The 8,371-nt window shown below is 71.6% G+C and carries 8 protein-coding genes; 2 read left to right on the forward strand and 6 right to left on the reverse strand.

Going from position 1 to position 8,371, the window contains the following annotated elements:
• The 6 genes from alaS to J0670_RS22245 form a co-directional block, all read right to left on the reverse strand.
• Positions 1–2,128, reverse strand: a 2,128-nt coding sequence (gene alaS / locus J0670_RS22220; protein WP_207813405.1) for an alanine--tRNA ligase, incomplete at its 3' end; no start/stop codon positions are given.
• Positions 2,129–2,356: 228 nt separating this feature from the next.
• Complete coding sequence (locus J0670_RS22225) at positions 2,357–3,025, reverse strand: HAD family hydrolase (RefSeq protein ID WP_307806637.1); 669 nt, start codon at positions 3,023–3,025, stop codon at positions 2,357–2,359.
• Positions 3,022–3,573, reverse strand: coding sequence for an orotate phosphoribosyltransferase (locus J0670_RS22230; protein ID WP_207813406.1), 552 nt, complete (start codon positions 3,571–3,573; stop codon positions 3,022–3,024). The genes J0670_RS22225 and J0670_RS22230 overlap by 4 nt, the downstream gene beginning before the upstream one ends.
• On the reverse strand, positions 3,570–4,169 hold the full coding sequence (locus J0670_RS22235) for an LOG family protein (RefSeq protein WP_307806638.1): 600 nt from the start codon (positions 4,167–4,169) through the stop codon (positions 3,570–3,572). Before J0670_RS22235 ends, J0670_RS22230 begins: the two co-directional genes overlap by 4 nt.
• Entirely contained in the window at positions 4,166–5,038 is an 873-nt protein-coding gene (locus J0670_RS22240) for a hypothetical protein (RefSeq protein WP_207813407.1), read from the reverse strand. Before J0670_RS22240 ends, J0670_RS22235 begins: the two co-directional genes overlap by 4 nt.
• A gap of 36 nt (positions 5,039–5,074) precedes the next feature.
• The gene (locus J0670_RS22245; protein WP_207813408.1) at positions 5,075–5,908 is read right to left on the reverse strand and encodes an aspartyl/asparaginyl beta-hydroxylase domain-containing protein; all 834 of its coding nucleotides are present in this window, start codon (positions 5,906–5,908) and stop codon (positions 5,075–5,077) included.
• Positions 5,909–6,279: 371 nt separating this feature from the next.
• Between J0670_RS22245 and J0670_RS22250 the strand changes: the two genes are divergently transcribed.
• Together J0670_RS22250 and J0670_RS22255 are read left to right on the forward strand one after the other, a co-directional pair.
• The gene (locus J0670_RS22250) at positions 6,280–7,692 is read left to right on the forward strand and encodes a hypothetical protein (RefSeq protein WP_207813409.1); all 1,413 of its coding nucleotides are present in this window, start codon (positions 6,280–6,282) and stop codon (positions 7,690–7,692) included.
• Positions 7,693–7,715: 23 nt separating this feature from the next.
• Entirely contained in the window at positions 7,716–8,291 is a 576-nt protein-coding gene (locus J0670_RS22255; RefSeq protein ID WP_207813410.1) for a GNAT family N-acetyltransferase, read from the forward strand.
• Positions 8,292–8,371 lie beyond the last annotated feature (80 nt).

Raw genomic sequence — 8,371 nt, forward strand, 5'->3', positions numbered from 1 at the left:
GGGCGTCGCGGCCGGTGAGGGCTTCGATGCGGCGGAGGTTGGAGCCGATGGAGGCTTCGCCGAGGATGCGGACGGGGCCGGCGTTGGAGCCGTGGGGGACGTGGGTGCCGCCGCAGAGTTCGCGGGAGAAGTCGCCGATGTCGACGATGCGGACGTGGTCGCCGTACTTCTCGCCGAAGAGGGCGGTGGCTCCGGCGGCCTCGGCTTCGGAGCGGGTGGCGTGCCAGATGCGGACTTCGGGGTCGTCGAGGAGGTGGTCGTTGACGAGGGCCTGGATGGTGGCGAGCTGGGTGGGGTCGACGGCGGAGAAGTGGGCGAAGTCGAAGCGCAGGCGGCCGGCGTCGACGAGGGAGCCGTGCTGGCGGGCGTGGTCGCCGAGGGTGCGGCGGAGCATGGCGTGCAGGACGTGGGTGGCGGAGTGGGAGCGGGCGACGGCGTCGCGGCGCGGGCCGTCGACGAGGGCTTCGGCCTGCTCGCCGCTGCGGATCTCGCCTTCGCGGATGCGGACGGTGTGGACGTGGAAGCCCTCCAGGCCGAGCCTGGTGTCCAGGACCTCCAGGAGCGCGCCGCCGGTGGTGCGGATGGTGCCGGTGTCGCCGACCTGGCCGCCGGACTCGGCGTAGAACGGGCTGCGGTCCAGGACGAGTTCGAGCGTGCTGCCCTGGTCGGCGCCGGGCACGACGGTGCCGTCGGAGATGAGGCCGAGGATGGTGGCTTCGGTGTCGAGGCGGTCGTAGCCGGTGAAGTCGGTGCGGCCGTGGCGGGAGGACAGTTCGCGGTAGGCGTCCTGTCGGCGCAGGGCCTCGGCGGTCTTGGCCTTGCCGCCGGCCTTGGCGCGCTTCTGCTGTTCGGCGAGCAGGGCGGTGAAGCGGTCCTCGTCGACGGTCAGCCCGGCGTCGCGGGCGGCCTCGATGGTCAGCTCGACGGGGAAGCCGTAGGTGTCGTGCAGTTCGAAGGCGGTGTCTCCGGTGAGGGTGGTGGAGCGGCTGTCGCGGCTGCGGGTGATGGCGGCGTTGAGCAACCGGGTGCCCTGGGTGAGGGTGCGGGTGAAGGATTCCTCCTCGGCGGTGACGACCTGCTCAATGAGGCTTGCCTGGCCGGTGAGTTCGGGCCAGACATCGCCGAGGTTGGCGATGACGCTGGCGGTGGCCGGGGCGAGGACGGGCTGGTCGATGCCGAGCATGCGGGCGTGGCGGATCGCGCGGCGCATCAGACGGCGCAGGACGTAACCGCGGCCGTCCTTGGAGGGCAGCACGCCGTCCGCGATGAGGTAGGCGATGGAGCGGGCGTGCTCCGAGACGACCTGGAACGAGACCTTCTCCTCGCCGCCGGAGCCGCTGCCGGGGTAGTCGCGGCCGGCGAGTTCCTGGACGGTGGTGAGGGTGGGCAGGAGGAGGTCGGTGCTGCAGACGTTCTCGACGTCCTGGAGGATCGCGGCGAGACGGTCGAGGCCGAGGCCGGTGTCGATGCTCTGCTGGGCGAGGTCGCCGAGGATCGGGAAGGTGCCGTTGTCGTCGTCCTCGCCGCGCATGGACTGCATGAAGACGAGGTTCCAGATCTCGACGTAGCGCTCGCCGTCGACGGCCGGCCCGCCCTCGCGCCCGAAGCCCGGGCCCCGGTCATAGTTGAGCTCCGAGGAGGGGCCGCAGGGGCCGGGGACGCCCATGTCCCAGAAGTTGTCCGCGCCGAGGCGCTGGATGCGTTCGGCGGGGACGCCGATCTTGCGCCAGAGCTGTTCGGCCTCGTCGTCGTCCTGGTGGACGGTGATCCAGAGGCGGTCCTTCTCCAGGTTGTAGCCCTGGGTGAGGAGTTCCCAGGCGTAGGCGATGGCGTCGGCCTTGAAGTAGTCGCCGAAGGAGAAGTTGCCCATCATCTCGAAGAACGTGGCGTGCCGGTTGGTGCGGCCGACGTTGTCGATGTCGGAGGTGCGGGCGCACTTCTGGATGGTGGTGGCGCGGGGGTACTCCGGGGTGACCTCGCCCAGGAAGTAGGGCTTGAACTGGTTCATGCCGGCGTTGGCCAGCAACAGGGTCGGGTCGGAGGGGATGAGCGGGCTGGACGGGACGTGGCGGTGGCCGCGCGAGGTGAAGAAGTCCAGGAAGGTGGAGCGGATCTGCGTCGAGCGCATGGCGGTAGGGCCCTCACGGAAGAGTCGCGGAGAGGTGGGGGGTGATCACACGCCGAGCCGGGCCGAGAACGAGGACTGAGTGGTTCTCAGTTCTCCAGCTCGGCGCAGATAGCTCGCGCCCCCACGGTGTAGACCATGACTCCGGTATCCGTCGCTCTGAGGTGGCGCAGCCGACAACGGACGCAACGGTCCGCTGCGACTGCGCCACCAACAGTAGCGGCTCCGGGGTCAAGATCGCTTGGCGTTGTCCTCCTGACGGCCGATTCCGACCAGGAGGGGCAGGACGAAGGAGGCGTGGTCGGCGCGGGGCATCACGAGGTGGGCTCCGGCCCGGGTGAGGGCTTCGGGGCCGGCGAAGCCCCAGCCGGCGCCGACGGCGGTGACACCCGCGGCGTGGGCGGCGTGGATGTCGGTCTCGGTGTCGCCGACGAAGATGCCCGCTCTCGGGGTGACGTCGAGCCGTTCGAGAGCGAGCAGGACGCCGTCGGGTGCGGGCTTGGGCTGGGCGTCCTCGTAGCAGACGACGGTGTCCAGCTGATCGAGGATGTCCTGCGGCAGCAGCCAGTTGACCCGTTCGCGGCTTCGCAGGGTGACGACACCGGTGCCGACTCCAGCCTCGCGGAGCGCCGCAAGGGTCTGGGCGACGTACGGAAACACCTCGGCGGTCAGGGTGGCCGTGGCGCTCGCCGCGGCCCAGCCTTCCTCGTTGATCGATCCGTCCAGTCCGAGGTCGGACAGGACGTACTCGCGCGGGGTGGTCGCGGCGCCAGCCGGGAGATCGGCGACGGTCACCCGCCTGCCGAGGGCTGCGGTCGCATAGCCTGCCAGGGTGGCGAGTTGGGCGTCCCGGCTGTCGACGAGGACACCGTCGAGGTCGAAGAGCACGGCCCGCTTCACGCGGCACCACCCGCCCGGGGCGCCGGCAGGTCGGCCTCGGTGAACAGCGAGCGCAGCGTGACGCGGTGCTCGGCCAGCAGCGTCCGGCCGCCGAGCGGGCGCTCCAGGACACACAGCGCGTGGGTGACCGGTCCGCCCACCATCCGCAGGATGCGTGCCATGTGGAGCAGTTGGCCGCCGGAGCGGACCACGTCGTCGACCAGGACGATCTGTCGGCCGTCGATGGGAAGGCCCTCGACCTGGTGGAACGACCCGTAGCTCTTGGGCTTGCGGCGCACGAAGACGGCGGGCAGGCCGGTGGCGGCGGACAGCGCCACGACGAGGGGGACGCCGCCGAGTTCGATGCCGGCGAGCACCTGGGCGTCGTCGGGGACGAGGTCGGCCATGGCGGTGGCGGTGTCACGCAGGAGCGCGGGGTCGGAGGCGAGCCGGTACTCGTCGAAGTACGCGTCGAGCCGGCCGCCGTCGGCGAGCTTGAACGGGGCGTTGACGCACGCGGTTTCGGCGAGTCGGGCGGCGAGGCCGGCCTGCGGGGTGCGGGTGGTCATGCTCCTCCGATCGGGGTGGTGTCGAGCGAGGCGAGGTGGGCGCGGAAGGCGTCGGCGGACTCGGCGGTGGTGAGGAAGCCGAGCGGCCGGGTCGGGGTCTCGTACAGCCACCGCTCCTCGCGCAGGAAGGCGAGCAGGCGCAGGGCCGGCGCGCCCGCGAGACAGACCGGCACGGGCCGGATGGTGGTCGCGTAGTAGAGGGCGGCGGTCAGCTCGTGGAGGGTGCCGACTCCGCCGCCCATGGCGACGACCAGGTCGGCGTTCTCCAGGTAGTGGTTGAGGCGGGCGCCGGGGTCAGGCAGGTGGACGGACAGGGTGGTGTGGGGGTTGAACGCGCCCCACTCGTCGTGCTTGCCGCTCAGCGTGACGGCGGTGACCGTGGCTCCCTGGCCTCCGGCTCCGCGGGCGGCGGCCTCCATGAGCCCGTTGTAGCCGCCGTGTAGGAGCTGGTAGCCGGCCTGGGCGAGGGCCCGGCCGATCTCTTCGGCCAGCGCCTCCTCCTGGGCGGAGGCGGGGACGACGCCGCCGAAGAAGACGGCGGTCAGGCCCTCGCGGGCCCGGCTGGCGGCCGGGCCCGCGAGGTGGAGTGCGTTCACATCAGCTCCTGGTAGGTGCGGTAGGCGGCGACGGCGTCGTGCAGGCCGTCGAGTGCCTGCGGGCAGGCCCGCTCGGCCAGGGCGAGCACCCGCTCGATCGCCTCGGTGACGTCGGCCGCCTCCGGGATGGCCGGGCCGCTGATCGCGGCGTCCAGGTCGCCCAGGCAGGCGCGGCCGATCGGGGTGAGGGCGATCTCCTCGCGCAGCTGGTACCAGCCCCAGAAGCGCGAGGCGGGGGCCAGGGCGGTCTTGATCAGGTCCTTCGTGGCCGTGTGCAGCCGGTGCCACTCGGAGTACGCCACGAACCGCTGGCCGCGCTTGATCCGCTTGTGCAGGAGAACGGCCAGCACCAGGTGTTCGATCAGCAGCTCGGCGCAGGAGCGCGGCCGGGCGAGGAAGGCGGCGGCGAAGCTCTCGGCCGCCGCGATGTCCGGCGCGGCGACCGGTCCGGGCCGACGGTCGAGGAGGACGGCGGTGCTGACCGTCTCCTGCAGCCGCGGGATCCGGGAGGCCGGTGCGACGTAGAGGTCGATCTGGTGGAGCTTGCCCTCGTCCGGGACGAGGAAGACCATCCCGACGCCGCCGAGGTCGGCGACGATCGTGTCGCGCCAGCCGGGCAGCAGGGCGCCGGCCTCGACCGGCATCAGGGTGTCCAGGGCCTCGACGAACGACGGGAACCGGGCGTCGTGGACGCCGGCGACGAAGTCGACGTCGGACAGGCGGTCGGCGGTGCCATGGGCCAGCGACCCGCGGACCATCAGGTGGGTCACCGCCGGGGAGGTCGCCAGGACGTCGGCGAGCTTCGACAGCAGCGGCAGCTGCACGGGCCGGTTGGCCTGGGTGATCGCCGCCAGTTGCAAGGTGGGCATGCGCTTCTTCCTTCCGGGCTTAGGTGCGGGCTGGGATCAGGCGGGGATGGCCAGCAGGCGGCGCTTGGCGGTCTCCCAGCGCGTCGCGGCCTCCATGTCGCCGAGGGAGGTGTGCAGTTCGGCGATCAGGTCGTAGACCGCGCCTTCCGGCAGGGCGTAGGTGTAGAAGAGCCGCAGCAGCATCCGCTCGGCCGCCTCCGTGTAGCCGAGGGTGGCCATGTTGCGGGCGCTCTCCAGTCGCGCGGCCAGGACCGTCTGGTCGGGGACGGGCAGCGGCTCCGCGGCCATCGGGCTGAGCGCGGGGCGGCGGGCCAGGTGGCGGTAGGCGTCGTCGGCGTACACGTCGGCGATCAGGTGGATCCGGTCCGGGCCGAGCAGGTTGCACACCCCGTGGGCGTATGTCGGCGTGAGCCGCCAGATCCGCCCACCCGTCATGTGCACCTTGGTGCCGCCGGTGACCAGGAAGGCGGACCTGTTGGTGTGCAGCGGGACGTGCAGCCGGTGCCGCTCGACCTGGTCGAGGTCGTCGTAGTCGCGGTGCTCCCAGAGGAAGGCGTTGCCCTCCAGCCGGGCGAGCCGCACCCACATGAAGTCCAGGCCGAGGTCGGCCAGGAACGCGGCGGTGGCCGGCATCCGGCCCAGCAGGTCGGTAGGCCGGGCCGCGCAGTCTCCGATCGTCACGTCGGCGGCGTCACCGGAGGCGTTCATCAGCGAGGTGGTCCACCAGCCGCCGGACTGGTAGGCGCCGTACTCCGCCTTCCAGGGGGCCTGGGCGGTCAGGGCTTCGTGGCGCATCCGCTCCAAGTGGGCGGAGTCCACGGTGTCCAGCTGGGCGATCTGCCCGGCCAGAGCGGTCAGGGTGTTGTCCATCGGTTCCCTCCCGTTGCCGGCTCGCGGCATGGCGAACCGGAATGCACGTGGTGCTGGATGGGGTCGATCGGGTGCGGATCCCAGCGCCCTCGATCTCACGCTTCGCTGTCGACAATGCACGGACAGCGAAGTGGCGTTCAGGATGGCGACGCCAGGTGCGGCACCGATACGACGCGACCGCCGTCACCATCCCGTCGTCCCGAGAGGCGGGCCATGTCGGTGCGCGTCATGACTGCCGTCACGGCCGCCGCCATCTGGGCTGAGACGACCTCGAACGGGTTCCCTGTCGAGCGACCACGGCTATCGTCAGAACAGACGAACGGGGACGGAGATGATCCGCGGTGGCTGAAACGCCCACACTCCTAAGGGTTTTGACGCTTCAGCGACACTGGCAGGTATACGAGACCTTCCGCCTCCGGTTCGAGGCGACGGCGAACTCGGCCGCCGAGCAGGAGCGCGACCCCCGGCTCCGGGGCCTGTCGGTCTCCAAGCGGCAGTTCGAGCGCTGGTACGGCGGCGCGGTGAAGACCCGCCCCTACCCGGACCAGTGCCGGGTGCTGGAGGCCATGTTCGGCGTCGGCGTCGACCAACTCCTAGCGCCCGCACCGGCCGGCCCCGTACACGTGCTCGCCACCACCGCCTCGTTCGCCGTCCCGCCACCACGGCCGGCCCCTGTCCTCCTCCCACCCGAGCAGGCAACCGCACTGCCTGTTGGTGGCCCGTTCAGCAGCGAGCCCCGCTTCGACGCGGGCACCACGGAATTGGAAAGGCAGGTCACAATGGCGGCTCGTCGTGCACTTCGATTCACCGCGATAGCGGAGGGCAGCAGCATCGGCTCGGAGACCCTGGGCCAGATCAACGACGAGGTACGGCGGCTGACCATCGCCTACCCGAAGCTGGCACTGCCGACCCTGCTCGGCGACCTGGTCGAGGTCCAGGACCTCACCTTCCAACTGCTGGAACACGGACGGGCCAAGCCGTCGCAGGCCCGGGAGCTGTACCTGCTCGCCGGGATCACCTCCGGCATGCTCGCCAAGGCCAGCCACGACCTGGGCAACCCGAGCGCAGCCATGATGCAGGCCCGCACCGCCTTCGTCTGCGCCGATAACGCCGACCACCACGCCATGCGCGCCTGGGTCCGCTCGCTCCAGTCGCTGATCTCCTACTGGGCCGGCCGCCCCGGCGAGGCCGCCGACTACGCCGCCCTCGGACAGGGCGCCATCGGCGACGTCCGCGGCACCACCAGCGTCTGGCTGGCCTGCCTCTCCGCCCGCGCCCACTCCCTCCTCGGCGACGGCGAGGCCACCCGCACCGCCATCCAGCAGGCCGAGGAGGCCCGCGCGACCGTCGAACCCAACGACCTCGACGCCTTCGGCGGCATCATGACCTTCCCGCTGCCCCGCCAGCTCTACTACGTCGCCGAGGCCACCGTGCAGCTCGGGGAAGACGCGACCCTCGGCGAGAGCCAGTCCGAAGCCGCCGTCTCCGCCTACCGCAACGCCACCGAGGACGAGTGGGCCTTCGGCGACCAGGCCGGCGCCCAGACCGACCTCGCACTCGCCCGCATCGCCCGCGGCGAGATCGAGGGCGCCGCCGAGGCCGTCCGCCCCGTGCTCGACCTCCCCGTCGAGCAACGGAACTTCGGCATCGTCAGCAGCGCCCAACGCGTCCACGCCGCCCTGCACGGCGCCGGCCGCCGCAGCAGCAGCGGCGGCGCGGCGGCCGGTCTGCGCCAGGAGATCGAGGCCTTCACCGCCACCCCCACCTCGGCCCTCGTCCGATGACCCTGCGGATAGGCTCCGCAGCCATGACTCCAGTTCACCTGACCGGCCCCAACCTGGCGCTGCGCGAAGTCGAACCCGAGGACACCGACGCTCTCCTGGCGATCTACGGTGACCCCGAGGCCACCCGGCACCTCAGCTTCGAACCCCGCACCCGCGAACAGGTCGAAGCGATCGCCGCCCGGTCCATCGACTCCGCGAAAGCCACCCCGCGCACCGAGTACTGCCTCGCTGTGACCCGGCGCGGCGAACATCCGCTGATCGGCTACGCCCGTCTGGCCACCGAGCCGCAGCAGGCCGCCACCATCGGGTTCGCCCTCCACCCGGCCGCGTGGGGCAAGGGCCTCGGTACCGAGACCGTCCACCTGCTCTGCGCCCTCGGCTTCAACACCCTCGGCCTGCACCGCATCTGGGCCGCCCGCTCACCGCTCAACGAGGCCTCCGAACGCACCCTGCTGCGGGCCGGCATGACCGAGGACGGGCGGATCCGTGACCACGTCTTCGTTCACGGAGCCTGGCGCGACTCGATCACCTACTCGATCCTGGAGCACGAGTGGACACCGATCGATGGGCTGGGGGCCAGCGCGATCGCCGAGTGGTGAGAATCAGATCCGGCTGTCGGGGCTCCTCCCATCCCGTTTCCCCGTCGCCGCTCCGGCACCGCCGGAGCGGCGACGGAACC

The sequence above is a fragment of the Streptomyces sp. FH025 genome, assembly GCF_017427025.1.
GTDB lineage: Bacteria > Actinomycetota > Actinomycetes > Streptomycetales > Streptomycetaceae > Kitasatospora.